Annotated in this window: 19 protein-coding genes, 1 tRNA gene and 1 pseudogene; 12 read left to right on the forward strand and 9 right to left on the reverse strand. The window is 74.8% G+C overall.

Features of this window, described 5'->3' with window-relative positions:
- Positions 1–88: 88 nt before the first annotated feature.
- A complete protein-coding gene (gene rpoB / locus GY42_RS08380; protein ID WP_046528999.1) occupies positions 89–3595 on the reverse strand; it encodes a DNA-directed RNA polymerase subunit beta in 3507 nt (1168 codons plus the stop codon).
- Positions 3596–3970: 375 nt separating this feature from the next.
- Here rpoB and GY42_RS08385 point away from each other — a divergent pair, with 375 nt between their 5' ends.
- Positions 3971–4378 (forward strand): DUF4383 domain-containing protein, encoded by a 408-nt coding sequence (locus GY42_RS08385; RefSeq protein WP_046529000.1) that lies wholly within the window; start codon positions 3971–3973, stop codon positions 4376–4378.
- The gene (locus GY42_RS08390; protein ID WP_046529001.1) at positions 4375–4980 is read left to right on the forward strand and encodes a hypothetical protein; all 606 of its coding nucleotides are present in this window, start codon (positions 4375–4377) and stop codon (positions 4978–4980) included. The genes GY42_RS08385 and GY42_RS08390 overlap by 4 nt, the downstream gene beginning before the upstream one ends.
- Before the next feature lie 141 nt (positions 4981–5121).
- Here the strand turns inward: GY42_RS08390 and rplL are convergent, their stop codons facing one another.
- From rplL to GY42_RS08405, 3 genes are all read right to left on the reverse strand, one after another.
- Positions 5122–5514, reverse strand: a complete 393-nt coding sequence (rplL, locus tag GY42_RS08395; protein ID WP_046529002.1) for a 50S ribosomal protein L7/L12 — start codon at positions 5512–5514, stop codon at positions 5122–5124.
- A gap of 94 nt (positions 5515–5608) precedes the next feature.
- Positions 5609–6136, reverse strand: a complete 528-nt coding sequence (gene rplJ, locus GY42_RS08400) for a 50S ribosomal protein L10 (protein ID WP_046529003.1) — start codon at positions 6134–6136, stop codon at positions 5609–5611.
- A gap of 367 nt (positions 6137–6503) precedes the next feature.
- Positions 6504–9203 (reverse strand): CHAT domain-containing protein, encoded by a 2700-nt coding sequence (locus tag GY42_RS08405; RefSeq protein WP_052748267.1) that lies wholly within the window; start codon positions 9201–9203, stop codon positions 6504–6506.
- Positions 9204–9248: 45 nt separating this feature from the next.
- Here GY42_RS08405 and GY42_RS18150 point away from each other — a divergent pair, with 45 nt between their 5' ends.
- From GY42_RS18150 to GY42_RS08420, 3 genes are all read left to right on the forward strand, one after another.
- Entirely contained in the window at positions 9249–10583 is a 1335-nt protein-coding gene (locus tag GY42_RS18150) for a S8 family peptidase (RefSeq protein WP_052748268.1), read from the forward strand.
- Between the two features lie 305 nt (positions 10584–10888).
- Positions 10889–11530, forward strand: coding sequence for an RNA polymerase sigma factor (locus GY42_RS08415; RefSeq protein ID WP_046529004.1), 642 nt, complete (start codon positions 10889–10891; stop codon positions 11528–11530).
- Positions 11511–12032, forward strand: a complete 522-nt coding sequence (locus tag GY42_RS08420; RefSeq protein ID WP_046529005.1) for a hypothetical protein — start codon at positions 11511–11513, stop codon at positions 12030–12032. Before GY42_RS08415 ends, GY42_RS08420 begins: the two co-directional genes overlap by 20 nt.
- 142 nt (positions 12033–12174) lie before the next feature.
- On the opposite strand, the gene rplA is transcribed toward GY42_RS08420, so the two are convergent.
- From rplA to GY42_RS08445, 5 genes are all read right to left on the reverse strand, one after another.
- Complete coding sequence (gene rplA / locus GY42_RS08425) at positions 12175–12891, reverse strand: 50S ribosomal protein L1 (RefSeq protein WP_046529006.1); 717 nt, start codon at positions 12889–12891, stop codon at positions 12175–12177.
- A gap of 103 nt (positions 12892–12994) precedes the next feature.
- Positions 12995–13426: a 50S ribosomal protein L11 gene (gene rplK, locus GY42_RS08430; protein ID WP_046529007.1), complete on the reverse strand. Its 432-nt coding sequence runs from the start codon at positions 13424–13426 to the stop codon at positions 12995–12997.
- 83 nt (positions 13427–13509) lie between these two features.
- Positions 13510–14322, reverse strand: a complete 813-nt coding sequence (nusG, locus tag GY42_RS08435) for a transcription termination/antitermination protein NusG (protein WP_046529008.1) — start codon at positions 14320–14322, stop codon at positions 13510–13512.
- Between the two features lie 97 nt (positions 14323–14419).
- Positions 14420–14701 carry a preprotein translocase subunit SecE gene (secE, locus tag GY42_RS08440; RefSeq protein WP_046529009.1) on the reverse strand — a complete coding sequence of 94 codons (282 nt, stop codon included), beginning with the start codon at positions 14699–14701 and terminating at the stop codon, positions 14420–14422.
- Positions 14702–14880: 179 nt separating this feature from the next.
- Positions 14881–14953 (reverse strand) — tRNA-Trp (locus GY42_RS08445).
- Positions 14954–15149: 196 nt separating this feature from the next.
- On the opposite strand from GY42_RS08445, the gene GY42_RS08450 reads away from it, so the two are divergent.
- The 7 genes and pseudogenes from GY42_RS08450 to GY42_RS08480 all read left to right on the forward strand — a co-directional run bounded on the left by GY42_RS08450 (position 15150) and on the right by GY42_RS08480 (position 22521).
- On the forward strand, positions 15150–16394 hold the full coding sequence (locus tag GY42_RS08450) for a pyridoxal phosphate-dependent aminotransferase (RefSeq protein WP_046529010.1): 1245 nt from the start codon (positions 15150–15152) through the stop codon (positions 16392–16394).
- 106 nt (positions 16395–16500) lie between these two features.
- Positions 16501–17399: pseudogene (locus tag GY42_RS08455) on the forward strand (ABC transporter ATP-binding protein).
- On the forward strand, positions 17396–18268 hold the full coding sequence (locus GY42_RS08460) for an ABC transporter permease (protein WP_046529011.1): 873 nt from the start codon (positions 17396–17398) through the stop codon (positions 18266–18268). Before GY42_RS08455 ends, GY42_RS08460 begins: the two are co-directional and overlap by 4 nt.
- Positions 18269–18295: 27 nt before the next feature.
- A complete protein-coding gene (locus GY42_RS08465; RefSeq protein ID WP_046529012.1) occupies positions 18296–19549 on the forward strand; it encodes a sensor histidine kinase in 1254 nt (417 codons plus the stop codon).
- Positions 19546–20175 (forward strand): response regulator, encoded by a 630-nt coding sequence (locus GY42_RS08470; protein ID WP_046529013.1) that lies wholly within the window; start codon positions 19546–19548, stop codon positions 20173–20175. Before GY42_RS08465 ends, GY42_RS08470 begins: the two co-directional genes overlap by 4 nt.
- Before the next feature lie 106 nt (positions 20176–20281).
- Positions 20282–21850: a sensor histidine kinase gene (locus GY42_RS08475; protein WP_046529014.1), complete on the forward strand. Its 1569-nt coding sequence runs from the start codon at positions 20282–20284 to the stop codon at positions 21848–21850.
- The gene (locus GY42_RS08480; RefSeq protein ID WP_046529015.1) at positions 21847–22521 is read left to right on the forward strand and encodes a response regulator transcription factor; all 675 of its coding nucleotides are present in this window, start codon (positions 21847–21849) and stop codon (positions 22519–22521) included. The genes GY42_RS08475 and GY42_RS08480 overlap by 4 nt, the downstream gene beginning before the upstream one ends.
- Positions 22522–22542 lie beyond the last annotated feature (21 nt).

A 22542-nucleotide genomic window follows, 5' to 3' on the forward strand; every position in this document is an offset into this window, starting at 1 on the left:
CCGGCGAATCTGCAACAGGGGTGTCGGCGCCCGGCCCGGACCCGCTGCCCCGCGCGTGCGGGGTGCGGTACCGGGCCGGGGCTCGGCCTCAGATCTCCTCGATGCTGCTGGCGTTCGGGCGCCGCGACAGGTCGATGCCGAGCTCCTCCGCGGCGCGGTAGACCTCGTCGTCGTTCTCCTTCATGTCGATGGACACGCCGTCGGACGACAGCACCTCGACGTTCAGGCAGAGCGACTGCATCTCCTTGAGCAGGACCTTGAACGACTCCGGGATGCCGGAGTCCGGGATGTTCTCGCCCTTGACGATCGCCTCGTAGACCTTCACGCGGCCCGGGACGTCGTCCGACTTGATGGTGAGCAGCTCCTGCAGCGTGTAGGCGGCGCCGTAGGCCTCGAGCGCCCACACCTCCATCTCGCCGAACCGCTGGCCACCGAACTGCGCCTTACCACCCAGCGGCTGCTGCGTGATCATCGAGTAGGGGCCCGTCGAGCGCGCGTGGATCTTGTCGTCCACGAGGTGGTGCAGCTTGAGGATGTACATGTAGCCGACCGACACCGGGTCCGGGAACGGCTCGCCGGAGCGGCCGTCGAAGAGCCGGGCCTTGCCGTCGCCCTTGACCATCCGCTCGCCGTCGCGGTTCGGCAGCGTCGAGTCGAGCAGACCCGTGAGGGTCCCCTCGGGCACGCCGTCGAACACGGGCGTCGCGACCGGGTTGCCGGGCTCGGAGCGGTGCGCCACCTCGGGCACGCCGTCACGCCACTGCACGTCGCCCTCGGCGAGCTGGATGTCCCAGCCCTGCTTGGCGATCCACCCGAGGTGGACCTCCAGCACCTGGCCGACGTTCATGCGCCCGGGGACACCCATCGGGTTGAGGATGATGTCGACCGGCGTGCCGTCCTCGAGGAAGGGCATGTCCTCCTGCGGGAGGATCGTCGAGATGACGCCCTTGTTGCCGTGACGACCGGCGAGCTTGTCGCCCGCGGTGATCTTGCGGCGCTGCGCGATGTACACGCGGACCAGCTCGTTGACGCCGGCGGGCAGCTCGTCGCCGTCGTCGCGGCTGAACGTGCGCACCTCGATGACCGTGCCGGACTCGCCGTGGGGCACCTTGAGCGACGTGTCGCGGACCTCGCGCGCCTTCTCGCCGAAGATCGCGCGGAGCAGGCGCTCCTCGGGGGTCAGCTCGGTCTCGCCCTTGGGCGTGACCTTGCCGACGAGGATGTCGCCCGCCGCGACCTCGGCACCGATGCGGATGATGCCGCGCTCGTCGAGGTCCGCGAGGACCTCCTCGGAGACGTTCGGGATGTCCCGCGTGATCTCCTCGGGGCCGAGCTTGGTGTCGCGCGCGTCGACCTCGTGCTCCTCGATGTGGATCGAGGAGAGCACGTCGTCCTGCACGAGGCGCTGCGACAGGATGATCGCGTCCTCGTAGTTGTGGCCCTCCCACGACATGAACGCGACCAGCAGGTTGCGGCCGAGCGCGAGCTCGCCCTCGTCCGTGGCCGGGCCGTCGGCGAGCACCGAGCCGACCTCGACGCGCGCGCCCTGGTCGACCAGCACGCGCTGGTTGTAGCTCGTGCCCTGGTTGGAGCGACGGAACTTCGCGACGCGGTAGGTCGACGTGGTCGCGTCGTCGTTGGCGACCGTGACCAGGTCGGCCGACACCTCGGTGACGACGCCCGGCTTGGTCGCGACGATGACGTCGCCCGCGTCGACGGCGGCGCGACGCTCCATGCCCGTGCCGACCAGCGGCGCCTCGGACCGCACGAGCGGCACGGCCTGGCGCTGCATGTTGGCGCCCATGAGCGCGCGGTTGGCGTCGTCGTGCTCGAGGAACGGGATGAGCGCGGTCGCGACCGACACCATCTGGCGCGGCGAGACGTCCATGTAGTCGACCGTCGCACCGGGCACCAGGTCGGGCTCGCCGCCCTTGGTGCGCACGAGCACGGCGTCCTCGACGAACGAGCCGTCGGCGTTCAGCGGCGCGTTGGCCTGCGCGATGATGTGCCGGTCCTCGTCGTCCGCGGTGAGGTAGTCCACCTCGTCCGTGACCTTGCCGTCGACGACGCGACGGTACGGGGTCTCGACGAACCCGAACGGGTTGATGCGCCCGTACGTGGCCAGCGAGCCGATGAGGCCGATGTTCGGGCCCTCGGGGGTCTCGATCGGGCACATGCGGCCGTAGTGCGAGGTGTGGACGTCACGGACCTCCATGCCGGCGCGGTCGCGCGACAGACCACCCGGGCCGAGGGCCGACAGACGCCGCTTGTGGGTCAGGCCCGCGAGCGGGTTGTTCTGGTCCATGAACTGCGACAGCTGGCTCGTCCCGAAGAACTCCTTGATGGAGGCCACGACGGGGCGGATGTTGATGAGCGTCTGCGGCGTGATCGCCTCGACGTCCTGCGTCGTCATGCGCTCGCGCACGACGCGCTCCATGCGCGACAGACCCGTGCGGACCTGGTTCTGGATCAGCTCGCCGACCGCGCGGATGCGACGGTTGCCGAAGTGGTCGATGTCGTCGGGCTCGACGCGGACCTCGATCGCCTCGCCGCCGCGCGTGCCGGGCAGGGAGGGGCGGTCGATGTGCAGCGCGGCGAGGTACTTGATGGTCGCGACGACGTCCGAGAGCGTCAGCACCGAGTCGGACAGCGGCGCGTCCTGGCCGAGCTTCTTGTTCAGCTTGTAGCGACCGACCTTGGCGAGGTCGTAGCGCTTGGGGTTGAAGTAGAAGTTCTCGAGCAGCGCGCGGCCGGCCTCGACGGTCGGCGGCTCGCCCGGGCGGATCTTGCGGTAGAGGTCGAGCAGCGCCTCGTCCTGCGTCTGGACGCTGTCCTTCTCGAGCGTGTCGATGACGGCCGGGTAGTCGGCGAACTCCTCGCGGATCTCGCCCTCGGTCATGCCGAGCGCCTTGAGCAGGACGGTCGCGTTCTGCTTGCGCTTGCGGTCGACGCGGACGCCGACGTTGTCGCGCTTGTCGATCTCGAACTCGAGCCACGCGCCACGGCTCGGGATGACCTTGGCCGTGAGGACGTCCTTGTCGGACGTCTTGTCGGCGACGCGCTCGAAGTAGACGCCGGGCGAGCGCACGAGCTGCGAGACGACGACGCGCTCGGTGCCGTTGATGATGAAGGTGCCGCGCTCGGTCATGAGGGGGAAGTCACCCATGAACACGGTCTGCGACTTGATCTCGCCGGTCGTGTAGTTGACGAACTCGGCCGTGACGAACAGCGGCGCGGCGAAGGTGAAGTCCTTCTCCTTGCACTCCTCGGCCGTGTACTTCGGCGGCTCGAAGCGGTGCTCGCGGAAGGAGAGCGACATGGTGCCGCCGAAGTCCTCGATGGGCGAGATCTCCTCGAAGATCTCCTCGAGGCCCGCGGTCTCCGGCACGTCGTTGCGTCCGAGCTCGAGCGCGGCGGCCACGCGGGCCTGCCAGCGCTCGTTGCCGAGCAGCCAGTCGAAGCTCTCGGTCTGCAGACCGAGCAGGTCGGGGACCTCGAGGGGCTCGTGGATCTTGGCGAAGGAGATGCGACGAGATGCGGTGCGGTTCGCGATGGCGTCGGCGGACGGTGCAGAAGGGATGCGCGAGGCAGCCAAGAGGGGTCCTTCCCTGCGGATCGTGGCACGCTGCGCGGCCAGGCGATGCGCGATCCCCCGCCTCGACCCACGGTGCGACGCGCACGTACGTCGTCATCGTGGTCGGGATATCTGAGATCGCGGGCACAGGCCAGCGCAAAGCGACAGCATACCCGTGCGGGCGCGCGAAGTAAACCCCGTGCGACGGCCGCAGCCTCGCGACCGTCCGTCGACGGACATGGTGGCACACCGCACGCGCACGCGGTAGCCGGGCCGCCGCGGCACGCCGCCCATCCGCCGGCCCCGCGGCTCCGAACCACCCCCGAGGGAGCCGCACCGCGCACCCTCCCGGCGCACGCCGGCCCGGGCACCCGCCCGCGACAGAAGGGCCCCGCCATGACCTCGTCCCCGAACCGGCTCGTCGCCACCGTCTTCGGCGCCGTCTACCTGCTCGTCGGCCTCGCCGGCTTCCTCGTCACGGGCGGCCTGCCCTTCGCCGGCCAGCAGGGCAACGCGCTCGTCGTCTTCGACGTCAACCCGCTGCACAACGTCGTCCACCTGGGGATCGGCCTCGCGCTGCTCCTCGCCTCCCGGTCGGTCGCCGGCGCCCGCGCGACCAACACGACGATCGGCGCGGTCTACCTGCTGGTCGGCGTCCTCGGCCTGTTCCTCATCGGCTCGGGCGCCAACATCCTGGCCCTCAACGGCGCGGACAACGTCCTGCACCTGGCCAGCGCCGTCCTGCTGCTCGCGGTCGGGCTGGGCGCGGACAAGGCGACCGCCCCCCGCACGGCGACGGCGTGACGACCACCGCGGGCCACGCCGCGGCGCCCGCGCTGCCCGCCGCGTCCGCGCACGTCGCCGGGCCGCGGGCCGCGTGGCCCGACGAGGGCGCGACGTCGTTCGGCGCGCGCACGGCGGGCGCTCTCGCGGTCGGCGGCGGCGCGCTCGTGACCATCGCTGTCGCGGCCCCCCACCTCGCGCACCACGCGCTGCTCGCCGGTGCGCTGCTGGCGCTCGCCGCGACCACGGCGGCCGGCGCCGTCGCCGCGCTGCGGGGCCCCGGCCGTGCCCCTCGCGCCGCCGCGGGGGCGGCGGCCGCGACGGGGGCGGCCGTGCTCGTCGTGGCCCCCACCTGGGGCCTCGTGGGCACCGCGGCCGTCACGGCGGGCGCGCTGACGCTGGGCGGGGCCGTCCTGCTCGGGGTCGCGGCGCGCACCCCCGTCGCACGCGCGGGCCGCGCGCCGGGGCCGTGGGCGCGACTCGGCGTCCTCGCCGTGGGCGCGCTGCTCGCGTCGGCCGCGACCGTGCACGGCCTGGCGGCCACCGAGGCGGGCGCGCACGCCGTGCCCCACGGCAGCCACGGCCTGCTGCTCGACCCCGGCACGCACGGCCACCACGGCTGACGAACCCGGTCCACCCGCACGCACCACCCCGCCGCCGGGACGCGCACCCCGCGGACGGCACGAAGCCCGGCCCCCGCGAGGGGACCGGGCTTCGTGCCGTGCTCGACCGGTGAGGGCGTCAGGCGCCCCGACCGGATCGGATCACTTGAGGCCGACGGTCGCGCCGGCGCCCTCGAGGGCAGCCTTCGCCTTGTCGGCGGTCTCCTTGTTGACGCCCTCCAGGACCGGCTTCGGCGCGCCGTCCACGAGGTCCTTGGCCTCCTTCAGGCCGAGGGACGTGAGCGTGCGCACCTCCTTGATGACCTGGATCTTCTTGTCACCGGCGGCCTCGAGGATGACGTCGAACGAGTCCTTCTCCTCCTCGGCCGGGGCGTCCGCGCCGCCACCGGCGGCGGGGGCGGCGACCGCGACGGCGGCCGGAGCGGCAGCGGTGACCTCGAAGGTCTCCTCGAACGCCTTCACGAACTCCGAGAGCTCGATGAGCGTGAGCTCCTTGAACGCGTCGATGAGCTCGTCGGTGGTGAGCTTCGCCATGGTGGCGCTTCCTTCCGTTCGGACCCGCCGTCCGGTCGTCGGCGGCGGGGGGGTGCTGGGCTTGCTACGAGAGCGTGCGGCCGGAGCGTCGGGCTCAGGCTGCGGCGTCGGACTCCTGCTTGGCACGCAGGGCCTCGACGGTGCGCACGGCCTGCGAGGCAGGAGCCGTGAACAGGTACGCGGCCTGGTAGAGCTTGGCCTTCATCGCGCCGGCCGCCTTGGCCAGCAGCACCTCGCGGGACTCGAGGTCCGCGAGCTTGGTGATGTCCGCAGCGGTCAGCGGGCGCCCGTCGAGCACACCCGCCTTGATGACCAGTGCGGGGTTCGCCTTGGCGAAGTCACGCAGTCCCTTGGCCGCCTCGACCGGGTCACCGGTGACGAAGGCGATCGCCGACGGGCCCGCGAGCGCGTCGTCGAGGCCCTCGAGGCCGGCTTCCTTGGCCGCGATCGCGGTCAGCGTGTTCTTCACCACGGCGTACTGCGCGTTGCCGCCGAGCGCCTTGCGCAGCGTCTTGAGCTGCGCGACGGTGAGCCCGCGGTACTCGGTCAGCACGGCCGCGTTCGCGCCGCGGAAGCGCTCCGCGAGCTCCGCGACAGCGGCAGCCTTGTCCGGCCTCGCCATGGCAATCCTTCCGATGGTGGTGCCACCGGGCGTCTGCGTCGCACCCCCAGAACGACAGAGAGCCCCGCGCAGGCGCGGGGCTCGGAGCAGGGCGGGACGCACTCGAACCGTGAGGCTCGGACGTGCGGACGTGCCGTGCGGTGAACTCTCGCCTGCGCTGGCCCCCGCGTTCTCGCGGAGCTTCGGCCTGTCCGACGAGCGGACCGACGACCGGCGGTCTTGGGCCCCACGAGACTACGGCACGTGCGCGGCAGGACCAAATGCGCCCGCTGCCGTTCGTCCTCCGCGCGTCCTCCGCGCGCCCTCCGCACGTCCGCCGCAGCTCCGTCGCGCGCCGCACCACCCCGGCGACCGCGCACCGGCCGCGTCACGCCGCGCCGTGCACCCCGAACGTGCACCAGTTGACGAACCCCGCCGGCGACGACGTGTCGACGCCCTCGCGCGCCGCGTGCAGCGCCCGCGCCATCGTCTCGCCGCGCGCGAGCCCCGCGTGCAGCCCGACCATGAGGTCCACCACCTCCACGTCCGGCACGGCCGCGATCGACGCGACCACGCCCCGCGTGCCGCGCGCCAGCATCGCCGACACGAAGCCCAGGACCTCGTCGCCGTCGTACGCGACGTCGGCCCCCGCGTGGCACGACGCGAGCACGAGCCGTCGGGGCGCGACCCCGGCGGCGTGCAGCTCCTGCACCGTGAGCGCGCGGTCCGCGAGCACCAGCGACGAGTACATCGGGTTGTCGCCGCGCGGCAGGCCGTGGCACGCGAGGTGCGCGAGCCCCGCGTCCCGGACCGCGAGCACGACGTCGCGCGCACGGCTCGCGTCGGGGCCCAGCACGTGCGCGTCCGCGTGCAGGCGCGCCAGCACCTCGACCTCCTCCCGCGCGCCGCGCAGCTCGGGGCCCGCGACCAGCACGACCGACGTCGACGGCCGCTGCGGCGCGACCGCCGTCGCCCACCACGCCGTCGCCGACGGCGCGAGCGCGAGCGGCGCGTCGTGCAGCGCGCCCCAGGGCACCTGGTGCAGCTCCCCCACGGGGACGACGACGAGCTCGGTCCCCGCGAGGCCCAACGGGTCGAGCAGCAACGCGCGCAGCCGCGCGAGCGAGAGCTCGGCGCTCGCGCGGGCCGCCGCACCCGCCGCCGCCGAACGCGGGTCGGCGAGGCGGCGCAGCGCGAACACCAGCGGCCGCAGCACGGACGTCACGTCGGCCGTCGCGGCCAGCGGGACCAGTCGCGTGCGACGCCGGTCCACCACGACCGCGACGTACCGCCCGTCGCACGCCCCCAGCTCCACCAGGACCCGCCCGTCGAGCGCGGCCCGCAGCGCGGCCGCGGCCGGCGGCGGGGTGCTCGTGACGTCGGCGGGCGCCTCCGCCGCCCCCGCGGGGAGCACCGGGCCCGTGGCGGTCGGCGCCGCACGGACGACCCCCCGCGCGACCGCGCGCAGCACGTCCTGCGCGGGTACGGGCGACGGACCCGCGGCACCCCCCTCCTCCTCCTGACGCGCCTCGCCGGCGCTCGCCTCGTCGGCGCCCGGCGGCACCACCGGCAGCCGGGCCGCCAGCGCCGCCGCCCGCGTGCGCTCCATCCACCGCAGGACGCGCACCGGGTCCCCGGTGCGCAGCAGCACGCGCAGCCCGGCCTCCCCGAGCTCGCCGCCGTGGCCCGAGGCGAGGGCCCGCAGCTCCATCGTCGGCAGCGCCGAGCGGTGCGACGCGAGGTCCCGCAGGCCCGCCCGCGCCTCGCGCAGCGCCCGCGCGTCGTCGCCGCGCACGTGCGCCGCGGTCGCTGCGGCCAGACGACCGCGGACGCGCAGCAGCAGCGGCCCGCGGACCGCGGCGGCCGCCGCCGCGTCGAGGTCCGCGCACGCCCGCACCGGACGCGGGCCCGTCAGCGCCGCCCGCCCCGCCGCCAGGTAGGCGTCGACCGCGGCCGCCAGGTCGCCGTGCCGGCGCAGGCCGGCCGCCGCACGCCGCAGCGCCGCGACGTCGCCCGCGACGTCCTCGCCGAGGGCCGCGCGCGCCCGCGAGTCGACCACGCGGGCACGGGCGAGCCACGCGCCCCGCCGCTGCGTGCGGCTGCGCGTCAGCAGCGCGGCGGCCAGCTCACGCGCACGCACGGCGTCGCCGCGCGCGAGGTGCAGCTGCGCGAGGCGCGTCTGCGCCTCGACCCACATCAGCCACGTCCCGGCACGCGCGTGCTCGTCCGCGGCGTCCTGGGCCGCCGCGATCGCCTCGGGGAGCAGCCGCAGGTCGGCCATCGCGTCCGCCACCTCGACGTGGTGCTCGCCCAGCGGCAGCCCGGCGGCGCGGTACGCGTCGGCGACCTGCGCGAACTCCCGCAGGCCGTCGGCGAGGCGCCCCTGGTGCACGGTCACCCAGGCGTGCGTCTGCCGCGTGACCACGTGCGGCACCGGTCCGAGGCCCGCCGCGACCGCCACGGCGCGGGACGACCAGGCGAGCGCCTCCGCGTGCCGGCCACGGGCCGCCAGCACGAGCGCGAGGTTGTTGGCCACGCGGACCGTCACGTCGTCCGACGCCCGGCCCGAGGAGAGGATGCGCCGGTACCGGGCCTCCGCGTCACGCAGGCGACCCGCGTTGTGGTCGAGCGCCGCGCGCTGGAGCTCGAGGTACGCCCCGAGCCGCTCGCGCTCCCCCGCGGCGGCGTCGCGCGCCTCCGCGAGGGCCCGCAGCGCCGCGTCGACGTCCCGCACGGCACCCGTCACGCGGCCCTGCCCGTGCCTCACCGCGGCACGCGCCGCGAGCAGCTCGGCGTCGACGAGCCGGTCGCCGTGCCGCGGCCCCAGGCGGAGGGCCCTGCCGAGCAGGCGGGCCGCCTCGGCGTGCTCCCACCGCGCGCGGTGCACCGCGGCCAGGGCACGCAGGCCGACCGCGTGCGCGGCGTGCGCGGACGCGTGCCGCGCCGCCAGCACCAGCGCGTGCGCGTCCTCCTCGACGGCGCGCGGGTCGGACGCGGCCCGGTCCGCGAGCGCACGGGCACGTATCAGCAGCGCGTCGCGGCGCTCCTGCTCCGTGGACCCGTCCGCGAGCGGCGACGTCCGCGTCATGTCCCTCCCGCCCCAGGCAGCACGAGGCCCCCAAGGAGCCCGACGATGAGCACCACCGACGCTACCGGTCACCCCCACCCCGACCCCGCGGGGTCCGCCGCGCGGACCAAGGTCCGGCGGCAGGTGACCGAGCTGGTCCGCACCGCGCAGGACCCCGCGCTGCGCCGGCAGGCGGCGCGGTCCATCTCGCGCCGGTACCACGCCCGCACGGACCAGCGCATCGGCACCGTCACGGACGACGGCGGGCCGCACGTGCTGGCGGTCGAGGGCGAGCTGGTCGTCACCGCGGCGACGTGGTCGGACCGGGGAGCACGCGCCTACCTCGAGACGCGCGGGCTGCGCCGCGCGCGCGTCGACCTCGACGGCATCGCCGAGCGCGTCGTGCTGCTGCGCGCCGAGGACGTCACGCTCGACGACCTCGACGACACCGTGGCCGAGCTGCGCCTGCGCGGCTTCGCGGCGTCGCAGAACCAGGTGCTGCCGTGCGACCCCGTCATGAAGAACCTCGGCGGCCCGGCGCTCGCCGACCCGCTGCCCCCCGTGACGGACGGTCCGGCCGACGACGCACCCCACGTCGCGGTGGTCGACACGGGCATCGACGCCCGCGTGCGCGCCGACGGCTGGCTCGCGGCGGTGCCGCGCCACCGCCGCGGGCGGGACCGCAACATCGACCCGCTCGACATCGAGCCCGACGACGGCTACCTCGACCTGTGCGCGGGCCACGGCACGTTCGTCGCGGGCGTGGTGGCACGCGTCGCGCCGCACGCGCGCCTCACCGTCCACCGCGCGCTGCTGGGCGGTGGCGTCGGCAGCGAGGTCGACGTGGCCACGGCCATGGTGCGGGCGGCGCGCGCGGGAGCCGACGTCATCAACCTGTCGCTGGGGTCGAGCACGCGGTTCGACCAGCCGTCGCTGGCCGTCGAGGCCGCGCTCGAGGCGATCGAGGCGATCGAGGACGAGACCGGACGCGAGATCCTCGTGGTCGCGGCCGCCGGCAACTCCGGCAGCACGCGACCCGTGTGGCCGGCCGCGTTCCGGCAGGTCGTCGCGGTCGCGGGGCTCACGCCGGACGGTCGGCCCGCACCGTGGTCGAGCCACGGGTTCTGGGTCGACTGCTCGGCCGTGGCCGAGGGCATCCGCGCACCGTTCGTCGAGGGTCGCGAGTCGTACGAGTTCACGGCCGACCCCGACGACTTCCCCGCCGACGCATTCGCGTGGTGGAGCGGGACGTCGTTCGCCGCGCCGCAGGTCGCCGGCGCCGTCGCGAACCTCATGCGGGAGCACGGCGTCGGCGCGCGGCGCGCCTACGCGCGGCTGCGCGCCACCGGTCGCCCGCTGCCGGACTACGGCCGCGCGCTGCACGTGCTGGGCGGGTTGTGACGCCGCGCCGGCGCGCACGGACGCGCGCGAGGTATCAGGGCGGCACGCCACCGCCTCTCACCGGGGGGAGGCGCCGGACCGTCGCCGACCCCGCCGCCACCACCGCATGCCCCACCGAGGAGGAACCGTGCGACGTCGCCCCGCACCCGGCCCGGCGAGGCTGCCCGACGCGGCAGCGCGGTCGGGCCGCGCGCCGCACCGCGGCGTGCGCGCACCCAGGTCGGAGGGCTGACGTGCTGGGCACGTGCCTCGCGGCGCGCCATGATGGCCTGCGGGACGAGCCCGACGGTCGGAGGAGGCGCGCGGTGAGCAGCCAGGAGCAGCGAGGCGGTCCGTACCACGAGCGCACGACCTCGCAGCTCGTCTCGGGTGCCCTCGCGGGCGACGAGGGGTCCTGGTCGGAGATCGTGCACCGCCACACGGCGCTCGTCATGTCCCGCGTGCGGCAGTTCCGCCTCACGCCGCAGCAGGCCGAGGACGTCGCCCAGACCGTCTGGCTGAACCTCCTCGAGCACCTGGCGGACCTCCGCGAGCCCGAGGCCCTGCCCGGGTGGATCGCGACCGCGACCCGGCACGAGTGCATCCGTGTCACCCAGCAGGCGCGCCGCTCGGTGCCCGTCGACCCCGCCACCGGGCGTCTCGACGCGCCCGACCACGCCGACCTCGACGCCGAGCTGCTGCGTGCCGAGCGGCACGCCGCGCTGCGGGCCGCGCTCGCCGAGCTGCCCGATCACCAGCGCGAGCTGCTGCTCCTGCTGTCGACCGACCCCGCACCGAGCTACCAGGAGGTGTCGGCGCTGCTCGGCATCCCGATCGGGTCCATCGGGCCGACACGGCAGCGGGGGCTCGCGCGGCTGCGTCGGACCGCCGCGATCCGCACCTACCTCGCGGCCCCGACCGGGACCACCACGCGTGAAGGAGGCCACGATGCCCTGGCCCTCGGATGAGCCGTCCGCACCGGCCTGGTCGCCCGAGACCTGGCAGGACGACGACGCGCTCGCGGCCGACCTCGCCGCCGCGGTCGCCGACGACGACCTGCGCCGGCGCGTCGAGCGCGCCGCGTCGTCCGCGTTCCACGCGCACCGCGGCATGCTCGCGCTCCGCGACGAGCTCGCGGTCGACCTGCTCCTGCTGGAGCTCGTCCACGACTCGAGCACGGCGGACGGCCCCGTGGCCGTCCGGGACCGGAGCGGGCAGCCGTCACGGACCCTCGTGTTCGAGGGGGACGGCGTCGGCGTCGAGGTCGAGGTGGGCGACTCCGGCGTCGAGGGCCAGCTGATCCCCGCACGTCCGGGGCGCGTCGTGCTCCGGACGCCGGACCGCGACGTCGCCGAGGTCACGACCGACGAGGTCGGCTACTTCCGGCTGGGGATCACGCCCGAGGGGCCCGTCCGGCTCGTCTGCGAGACACCCGACGGCACGTGCGTGACGCCGTGGCTGCCGTGGTGACGCGTCGCTGAGCCCGCCGGCGCGCCGGGCGCGGTCCGCAGGGGGGACCACGCACGGCGCGGGGCGGGTGCGCGCCACCCGGGACGCAGGACGGCCCGGCACCCTCGAGGGTGCCGGGCCGTCCTGCGTGGTGGACCTGCCGTCAGGCAGCGTCCTCCTCGGTGAGGTTGCGCGTCTTGCTCTGGTCCAGCGGGATGCCGGGGCCGTTGGTCGTCGAGAGCGTCGCCTTGGTGATGTAGCGGCCCTTCGACGCGGCCGGCTTGAGACGCAGGATCTCCTCGAGCGCCGCGGCGTAGTTCTCCACGAGCTGGACGTCGGAGAACGACGTCTTGCCGATGATGAAGTGGAGGTTCGCGTGCCGGTCGACGCGGAACTCGATCTTGCCGCCCTTGATGTCGGACACGGCCTTGGCCACGTCCATCGTCACGGTGCCGGTCTTCGGGTTCGGCATGAGACCACGCGGGCCGAGGACCTTGCCGAGGCGGCCGACCTTGCCCATGAGGTCCGGCGTCGCGACGGCGGCGTCGAAGTCGGTCCAGCCGTCGGCGACCTTGGCGATGAGCTCGTCGCCGCCGACCTCGTCGGCGCCCGCGGCGCGGGCCTGCTCGGCGCGCTCGCCGTTCGCGAAGACGATGACGCGGGCGGTCTTGCCGGTGCCGTGGGGCAGGTTGACCGTGCCACGGACCATCTGGTCGGCCTTGCGGGGGTCGACACCGAGGCGGAACGCGACCTCGACGGTCGCGTCGTACTTGGTGGTCGACGTCTCCTGCGCGAGGCGCACGGCCTCGAGCGGCGCGTAGACGCGGCCGGCCTCGATCTTCTCGACGGCGGCGCGGTACGCCTTGCTGTGCTTGGGCATCTGCCTGTCTCCTTCTCAGCAGTCGTGGTCGAACGGGCCGCACGCGGGCCCTGCCACAGGGGTGGTGCGGGGCGGCGCCCGGCGGGCGCCGCCCCGGGGGGTCTCAGTCCTGGACCGTGATCCCCATGGAACGCGCGGTGCCGGCGATGATCTTCTCGGCGGCCGCGAGGTCGTTCGCGTTGAGGTCCTCGAGCTTGGTGGACGCGATCTCGCGCACCTGCTCGCGGGTGAGGCTCGCGACCTTGGTGGTGTGCGGCGTGGGCGAGCCCTTGGCGACGCCCGCCGCCTTCTTGATGAGCTCGGCGGCCGGCGGCGTCTTCGTGATGAAGGTGAACGAGCGGTCCTCGTACACCGTGATCTCGACGGGGATGACGTTGCCGCGCTGCGACTCGGTCGCCGCGTTGTACGCCTTGCAGAACTCCATGATGTTGACGCCGTGCTGACCGAGCGCGGGGCCGATCGGCGGCGCGGGGGTGGCCGCGCCGGCGTTGATCTGGAGCTTGATGAGGCCGGTGACCTTCTTCTTCGGGGGCATGACGCCTCCCTCTCTTCCTCGTGGGCCGACGCCGTGGGCGATGACCCGGTTGCAGGGCCCCGCGGCGCGGGGCGGTCAGCAGGTCAGATCTTCGAGACCTGGCTGAAGGACAGCTCGACCGGGGTCTCCCGGCCGAAGAGCGACACGAGCACCTTGAGCTTCTGGCTCTCGGCGTTGATCTCGGAGATCGTGGCGGGCAGCGTGTCGAAGGGGCCGCCGTCGGTGACGGTGACCGACTCGCCGACCGTGAAGTCGACCTCGACGGGCTTCGCGGCCGCCTTGGTGGCGGCCTGCGTGGGCGCCTTGGCCTCGATGACGGGCGCGAGCATCGAGAAGACCTCGTCGAGCGTCAGCGGGACCGGCTGGTGGGTGTGGCCGACGAAGCCCGTGACGCCGGGCGTGTGACGCACCGCGCCCCACGACTCGTCGGTGAGGTCCATGCGGACGAGGACGTAGCCGGGGATCCGCACGCGCTTGACGACCTTGCGCTGCGCGTTCTTGATCTCGACGACCTCTTCCATGGGCACCTCGACCTGGAAGATGTAGTCCTCCATGTTGAGGCTCTGCGTGCGCGACTCGAGGTTCGCCTTCACGCGGTTCTCGTAGCCGGCGTACGAGTGGATGACGTACCAGTCGCCGGGCTGGCGGCGCAGCGCGGTCTTGAACGCCTCGACCGGGTCCTCGTCGTCCTCGTCCTCGTCCTCGTCGGCGGCGTCCGCCACGGGCTCGTCGGCGTCGACCTCGTCGTCGCCGGCCACGTCGTCGACCTCGGTCGCCTCGACGTCCTCGCCGTCGACCTCGTCACCCGCGGTCGCCTCGACCGACTCGACCGACGCGATGGCGTCCGCGAGCTCGTCCTCGGCGCCCGGCGTGGGCTCCTGCGACTCCTGCGACACGTGCAACCTGCTTTCTCCGGTGGTCGGCCCGTGGGCCGGCGGTGCGCGGCCCGGGGCCGCGCGGGTGGGGTGGGTGCCGGCGCCGGGCCGGCGCGCGTCACCCGAAGACGAGGAACGTCAGCTGGCCGAGGCCCAGGTCGATGACCGTCACGAAGGCCATGACGACCGCGACGAAGACGAGCACGACGCCCGTGTAGGTCACGAGCTCCTGACGCGTGGGCCGGACGACCTTCTTGAGCTCGGCCACGACCTGGCGCACGAAGAGCGCGATGCGCGCGAACAGCCCGCGCTTCTCCTCGCCACGACGCGGTGCGTGCTCGCCCTTGCGGGCGGCCGAGCCCTCGGCGTCGGACGCCGCGGCCGCTGCGGTATCGCTCACGTCTGGCCCCTGTCTCGTGACTCGTCGTCGTGCGACTCCCGGGTGGGTGCCGCGGGTCGAGGACGTGCCGACAGGCCGACGCGTCGCGCCGGACCGTCCGGCGGTCCTGCTCACGGCGGGCGACCCGCGACCGGCGGCCGACCCCGAGGGGCGGCCGGGCCGAGGTCGTTCCGCGTGCGCAGGGCAGACAGGACTCGAACCTGCAACCTGCGGTTTTGGAGACCGCTGCGCTACCAATTGCGCCACTGCCCTACGACGGCCTGGTCCACCACGAGTCCGCCGACCCTCGCGCGAGGGCGTGCTTCATCATGGCGGGCGTCAACCGCCGGGGGATCACTGTACGCGACCCGCGGCGCGTGGTCGAACCCGGTCGTCCGGCGCTGCGGCGACGGGCACGTGCGTACCACGTCGTGACACCCGCGACGCGCGCGGCGACGGCTCTGCTTGGATGGGAGTCGTGAGCGAGCACAGCGCAGCGACGTCGACGTCCCCCCGCGCGCGGGTCTCCACCCGCGTCGCCGCCATCGCGGAGTCCGCGACGCTCGCGGTCGACGCCAAGGCGAAGGCCCTCAAGGCCGCCGGCAGGCCCGTCATCGGGTTCGGCGCCGGCGAGCCCGACTTCCCGACGCCCGACTACATCGTCGACGCCGCGGTGCGCGCCGCGCAGGACCCGGCGAACCACCGCTACTCCCCCGCCGCCGGCCTGCCCGCGCTGCGCGAGGCGATCGCCGCCAAGACGCTGCGCGACTCCGGGTACGAGGTGCGCCCGTCCGACGTGCTCGTGACGAACGGCGGCAAGCAGGCCGTCTACCAGGCGTTCGCGGCGATCCTCGACCCGGGCGACGAGGTGCTGCTGCCCGCGCCCTACTGGACGACCTACCCCGAGGCGATCCGCCTCACCGGCGCGTCGCCGGTCGAGGTGTTCGCCGGCGTCGACCAGGGCTACCTCGTCACCGTCGAGCAGCTCGAGGCCGCGCGCACGCCGCGCACCAAGGCGCTGCTGTTCAACTCGCCGTCCAACCCCACGGGCGCCGTGTACTCGCCCGAGCAGACCGCCGAGATCGGGCGCTGGGCGCTCGAGCACGGCATCTGGGTGATCACCGACGAGATCTACGAGCACCTCACGTACGACCACGCGGTGTTCACGCCCGTCGTGCGCGTGGTCCCCGAGCTCGCGGACACCACGATCGTCCTCAACGGCGTCGCCAAGACGTACGCGATGACCGGCTGGCGCGTGGGCTGGATGATCGGGCCGTCGGACGTCGTCAAGGCCGCGACCAACCTGCAGTCGCACCTCACGTCGAACGTCGCGAACGTGTCGCAGCGCGCGGCCGCCGCCGCGCTCACGGGCGACCTGTCGGCCGTCGAGACGATGCGCGCGGCGTTCGACCGGCGTCGCCGCACCATGGTCGAGATGCTCGAGGCGATCGACGGCGTGCGGTGCCCCGCGCCGCAGGGCGCGTTCTACGCGTACCCGTCGGTCGAGGGCGTGCTGGGCCGGACGATCCGCGGCGTCACGCCGACGACGTCGGCCGAGCTGGCCGCGCTGATCCTCGACGAGGCCGAGGTGGCGGTGGTCCCCGGCGAGGCGTTCGGCCCGAGCGGGTACCTGCGGCTGTCGTACGCGCTCGGCGACGACGACCTCGTCGAGGGCGTGCGCCGCATCCAGGCACTGCTGGGCGAGGCCGTCTGACGTCGGTCGCCGCGTCGCGCTGAGCCGGGGGTCCACCGATCGGTGGACCCCCGGACCCGTCTCCCGGTCGTCCCGCGACGGCCGCCCCGGCGGCCACGCTGGGCGCATGACGACGACGAGTGCCCCGGCCGTCCTGGTCGAGGGCCTGCACAAGAGGTACGGCGACAAGCGCGCCGTCGACGGGCTCGACCTGCGTGTCGAGCACGGCGAGATCGTGGCGGTGCTCGGGCCGAACGGCGCGGGCAAGACGACGACCGTCGAGACGCTCGAGGGGTTCCGCCGTGCGGACGCGGGCCACGTGCGCGTGCTCGGCGAGGACCCGGCGCACGGCGACCGGCGGTGGCGGTCCCGGCTCGGCGTCGTGCTGCAGGACAACCACGACATGGCCGAGGCGACGGTGCGCGAGATCGTGCACCACGTCGCGGGCTTCTACCCCGCGCCGCGCGACCCCGAGGCCGTGATCGACGCGGTCGGGCTGCGCGAGAAGAGGTCGGCGCGCACGCGCGCCCTGTCGGGCGGGCAGCGGCGCCGCCTCGACGTCGCGCTCGGCGTGGTCGGCGACCCCGAGCTGCTGTTCCTCGACGAGCCGACGACCGGCTTCGACCCGCAGGCGCGCCACGAGTTCTGGGGCCTGGTGAAGGGCCTGCGCGACGAGGGCACGACGATCCTGCTGACGACGCACTACCTCGAGGAGGCCGAGCACCTGGCCGACCGGGTGGTCGTCGTCGCGGACGGGCGCGTGGTCGCGCAGGGGCGCCCGACACCCTGGGAGGGCGCCGCGCGCGGCGCGCGCGCGTGCGGTGGACCGAGGACGGCACCCCGCGCGAGGAGGCCACCGACACGCCCACCGCGCTCGTCGCACGGATCACGAGCCGGCTCGCGGGCCCGGACGGCGAGGTCGCCGGGCTGCAGGTGCTGCGCCCGACGCTCGAGGACGTCTACCTCGGGCTCATCGACGCCGCGCACGACGCCGCCGGCACGACGCACGAGGAGACGCCCCGATGACCACGACCACCCCCGCCCCGACGCGCGGCACGGGCCGCGGCGCCCCGCGCACCGCGGGCCGTCTGCCGGGCACCGCCCGCCTCGCGTGGTCGCGCACCGCGTTCGAGGTCCGCACGTTCTTCCGCGAGCGCGACGCCGTCGTGTTCGTGTTCGCCTACCCGATCCTCATGCTCGCGATCTTCGCGACGGTCTTCGGCACCGACGACGAGGTCGTCGCCGGGTCGGGCGTGCACTTCCCGCAGTACTTCCTGCCCGGGATGGTCGCGACGGGCGTCATGCTCTCGAGCTTCCAGAACCTCGCGATCTCGATCGCGGGCGAGCGCGACGACGGCACGCTCAAGCGGCTGCGCTCGACGCCGCTGCCCCCGGCCGCGTACTTCCTCGGCAAGACCGGGCAGGTGCTCGTGACCGCCGGCGTGCAGACCGCGCTGCTGCTCGCGGTCGCGGCGCTCGTGTTCGACGTGCCGCTGCCCGACGACGCGGCCCGCTGGGGCACGTTCGCGTGGGTGTTCGTGCTCGGCACGGCCGCGGGGGCCGTGTGCGGCGTCGCCTACTCGTCCGTGCCGCGCACCGGGCGCTCCGCGAGCCCGGTCGTCATCCCCGTGGTGCTGGTCCTGCAGTTCGTGTCGGGCGTGTTCTTCCGGTTCGACCAGCTGCCGACCTGGATGCAGCAGGTGGCGTCGGTGTTCCCGCTCAAGTGGATGGCCCAGGGCATGCGCTCGGTGTTCCTGCCGGACGCCGCGGTCGTGGTCGAGCCGTCGGGGTCGTGGCAGCACGGCGCCACGGCGGCGGTGCTCGCGGCGTGGCTCGTGGTCGGGCTCGTGGTCGGCGTGCGCACGTTCCGCTGGCGGCGGCGTGACGACGGCTGACGCCCCGCGCGTGGCAGAGTCCGGGGCATGAGCGCGTCGTCGGCACCGGAGCGGGAGGTCGTGGGCCGGCACGACTTCTGGCTCCGCACGCTGCGGCTGTGGGACCTGGGGTTCGTCGCGATGGTCGTGCTGTCGGCCGGCGCGATCGCGCTCGACTCGATGCCGACGCAGCGCAAGGTCGTCGCGGTCGCGCTGCTGGTCCTGCTGGCGGTCGCGTACGGCGTGCTCGGCCACGTCGCCGCGGTGCGCGGCGCCCCCCGCCGCGCCGACGCGTACCTCGCCGTGCTGACGGCCGTGAGCACGGCGCAGGTGGTGCTGGGCGGCATCGGGACGGTCCTGCTGTTCCTCGCGTACTCGCAGATCTGGTTCTTCGCGCGGACGCGGCGGGCCGGCGTCCTGTGGTGCGCCGCCCTCACGGTGGGCGTCACGGCGGCGTCGGTGTGGCGCGAGGGCGCCGACAGTGGGGTCGCCGCGCAGATCGCCGGGCAGTTCGGCATCGCGCTGCTGTTCGCGGTCGTGCTCGGGCTGTGGATCACGCACGTCGCCGAGCAGAGCGAGGAGCGTGCGTACCTGCTGGAAGAGCTGCGCGCGACGCAGGACGCGCTCGCGGCGTCGCACCACGCGGCGGGCGTCGTCGCCGAGCGCGAGCGCCTCGCCGGCGAGATCCACGACACGCTCGCGCAGGGGTTCACGTCGGTCGTGATGCTCGCGCAGACCGCCGCCGCCGAGCTCGCCGGCGGGCACGTCGAGCGCGTCGCCGAGCGCCTCGGCCACATCGAGGACGTCGCGCGCGACAACCTCGCGGAGGCGCGCGCGCTCGTCGGCGCGTTCTCGCCCCCCGGCCTGGGCGACGGCTCGCTCGCCGACGCGCTGCGCCGCCTCGCGCAGCGGTTCGGCGCCGAGACCGGCGTGCGCGTCGTCGTCGTCGACGACGCACCCGACGGCGTGCCGGGCCGCGAGGCGCAGGTCGTGCTGCTGCGCGCCGCGCAGGAGTCGCTCGCGAACGTGCGACGCCACGCGGGAGCGTCGCACGTGACGCTGCGGCTCGCCCGCGCGGGCGACGACGTCGTGCTCGAGGTCGTCGACGACGGCAGGGGCCTGACCGCCGGCGCCGCCGAGGGCGTCGGGCTGCGGGGCATGCGCGCACGCGCCGACGCGGCCGGCGGCGGCGTCGACGTCGCCGGCTCCCCCGGCGACGGCACGCGCGTGCGGGTCCGCGTGCCCGCGGGCGCCCCGCAGGACGGCACGACCGACGACGCCCACCCCGAGGAGGAGCGGTGAGCGTGCGCGTCGTCGTCGCCGACGACCACCCGGTGCTGCGCTCGGGGCTCGTCGCGCTGCTCGCGCTCGAACCGGACCTCGAGGTCGTGGGCGAGGCCGACGACGGCGCGCAGGCGGTCGAGCTCGCGCGCGCGCTGCGCCCGGACCTCGTGCTCATGGACCTGCGGATGCCCGGCACCGACGGCGCCGAGGCCACGCGGCGGATCGTCGCCGAGCTGCCCGGGGTCCACGTGCTCGTGCTCACGACCTACGAGACGGACACCGACATCCTGCGCGCGGTCGAGGCCGGTGCGACGGGCTACCTGCTCAAGGACACGCCGCGGGCGCAGCTCGTCGCGGGCGTGCGGGCGGCGGCGCGCGGCGAGTCCGCGCTGTCGCCGTCGGTCGCGCTGCGGCTCGTGCAGCAGGTCCGGGGCGACGGCGGCGAACGGCTCACGCCCCGCGAGCGCCAGGTGCTCGCGGGGGTCGCGCGCGGGCTGTCGAACGCCGCCGTCGGACGCGAGCTGTTCATCACCGAGGCGACCGTCAAGACGCACCTGCTGCGCGCGTTCGCCAAGCTCGGCGTCGACGACCGGACCCGCGCGGTCACGGTCGCGATCGAGCGCGGGATCCTGCCCGGGGCCTGAGCCCGGCCCGCGCACCACCCGGTCGCCGCGGCGCGGTGTCCACGTCCGGGGCACCGGGCGTGGACGTCCCTTCTGCGGGGGTTCGGCCGCCCCCATACTGAGCGCCATGCGCAACGGTCCGGCGTCGGCGGGAGCCCCCGCCACCCCGTCGGACCCGCCGCGCGCCGCGGGCCGCCGCGCGACCGTGCGGGGGCGGCTCATGACCGCCGTGGTCGCGCTCACGGCGACCGCGATGACGGTCGCGGGCGTCACCGGGCTGGCGCTGCAGCTGCGCGCCGGCGACGCCCGCACCGACCACGCGCTGCGCCGCTCGGTGCAGGCGTTCGAGTCGTTCGCATCGGCCGGGCTCGTGGACGCCGACCGCACGTCGACGACCCCCCGAGACCCGACGGCACCCGTGCAGCGCTGGACGTCGGTGTCGCTGCTCCTGCAGAAGGCCGTCGAGAACCGGGTGCCCGGCGAGCACGAGGGCATCGTGTCGCTCGTCGGGGGCGACCTCGCGTGGCGGCCCGCGGACGAGACCGGTGCGGTCCGCGTCGACCTCGACGAGGAGCTCATGGCCTGGCTGCGCGAGCTGCCCGCCGACGACCCCCTCGCCGGCGAGCCGCGCACCGTGCGCACGGACGTCACCGAGTACCGCCTCGCGACCGTGCCGGTGCACCTCGAGGTCGACGCGGACGCCGACGGGCTCATGGTGTTCGCGTTCGACCGGACCGCCCAGAACGCCGCGGTGTGGCGCATCTTCTCGACCTACTCGGCGGTGGGCGTGGCCGCGCTGGCCGTGACGTCGGCCGTCGCGTGGTTCGTCGTCGGCGGCATGCTGCGGCCCGTGCGCGTGCTGCGCGACACCGTGCGCCGCGTCACCGAGTCCGACCTGTCCGAGCGCATCGCGGTCGGGGGCCGTGACGACCTCGCCGACCTGGCGGCGTCGGTGAACTCCATGCTCGAGCGCCTCGAGCGCGCGTTCGGCTCGCAGCGCGAGCTCCTCGACGACGTCGGGCACGAGCTGCGGACGCCCCTGACCATCGTGCGCGGCCACCTCGAGCTGCTCGACCCCGCCGACGAGGCCGACGTGCGCGCGACGCAGGCGCTCGCGCTCGACGAGCTCGACCGCATGCAGCGTCTCGTGGACGACCTCGTGACGCTCGCGACCGCCGACCGGCCGGACTTCGTGCGGCCCGCGCCCGTCGACGTCGGGCGCCTCACCGACGACGTGCTCGAGAAGGCCCGCGGTCTGGGCGACCGCCGCTTCGTCGTCGTGTCCCGCGCCGACGTCGTCGCGCACGTCGACGCGCAGCGCGTGACGCAGGCGTGGCTGCAGCTGCTCGCGAACGCCGTGCGGTTCTCGGCACCGGGCTCGACCGTGCGGCTGGGCAGCGAGGTCGCCGCGGGGCGCCTGCTGCTGTGGGTCCGTGACGAGGGGCCGGGGGTGCCACCCGCCGAGGAGGCGCGGATCTTCGAGCGCTTCCACCGCGGCCAGGCGGACCGCGTGCAGCACGGCGCGGGCCTCGGGCTGCCCATCGTCGCCGCGATCGCGGCCGCGCACGACGGCCGCGTGTTCCTCGAGCACCCGCCGCCCGCGTCGGGCCCGGGCGTGGTGTTCGTCCTCGACCTGCCCGCCGTCGGACTCGTCGACGGGTCCGAGTCCCCCGAGCTCGTGGAGCCGCACCGATGACGCACATCCTGATCGCCGAGGACGAGGAGCGGATCGCGGCGTTCGTCGCCAAGGGTCTGCGCGCGCACGGCTACGAGACGACGGCGGTGCCGACCGGCACGGCCGCGCTGCGGCGCATCGGCGGCGGCGGCGTCGACCTGCTGGTGCTCGACCTGGGGCTCGCCGACATGGACGGGTTCGAGGTGCTGCGCGCGCTGCGCACGTCCGGCTACGACCTGCCGGTCGTCGTGCTCACGGCACGCTCGTCCGTGACCGACACCGTCACCGGGCTGGAGTCCGGCGCCGACGACTACATGGCCAAGCCGTTCCGCTTCGAGGAGCTGCTCGCGCGCGTCCGGCTGCGGCTGCGCGGCCAGCCCGGCGCCCAGCAGCGCGGGAACGTGCTGGTGCACGGGCGGCTGCAGCTCGACCTGCGCACGCGGCGGATGCGGGTCGACGACACCGAGGTCGACCTGTCCGCGCGCGAGTTCGCGCTCGCCGAGACGTTCATGCGCAACCCCGGCGACGTGCTCACGCGCGAGCGCCTGCTCTCCGAGGTGTGGGGCTTCGACTTCGACCCCGGGTCGAACGTGGTCGACGTGTACGTCCGCTACCTGCGGCGCAAGCTCGGCGCCGAGCACTTCGACACCGTCCGCGGGGTCGGGTACCGGCTGGTCGACACGAGCGCGTGACGCGCCGCGACGGCTGGCAGA

The organism is Cellulomonas sp. FA1, from assembly GCF_000986825.1.
Taxonomy (GTDB): domain Bacteria; phylum Actinomycetota; class Actinomycetes; order Actinomycetales; family Cellulomonadaceae; genus Cellulomonas; species Cellulomonas iranensis.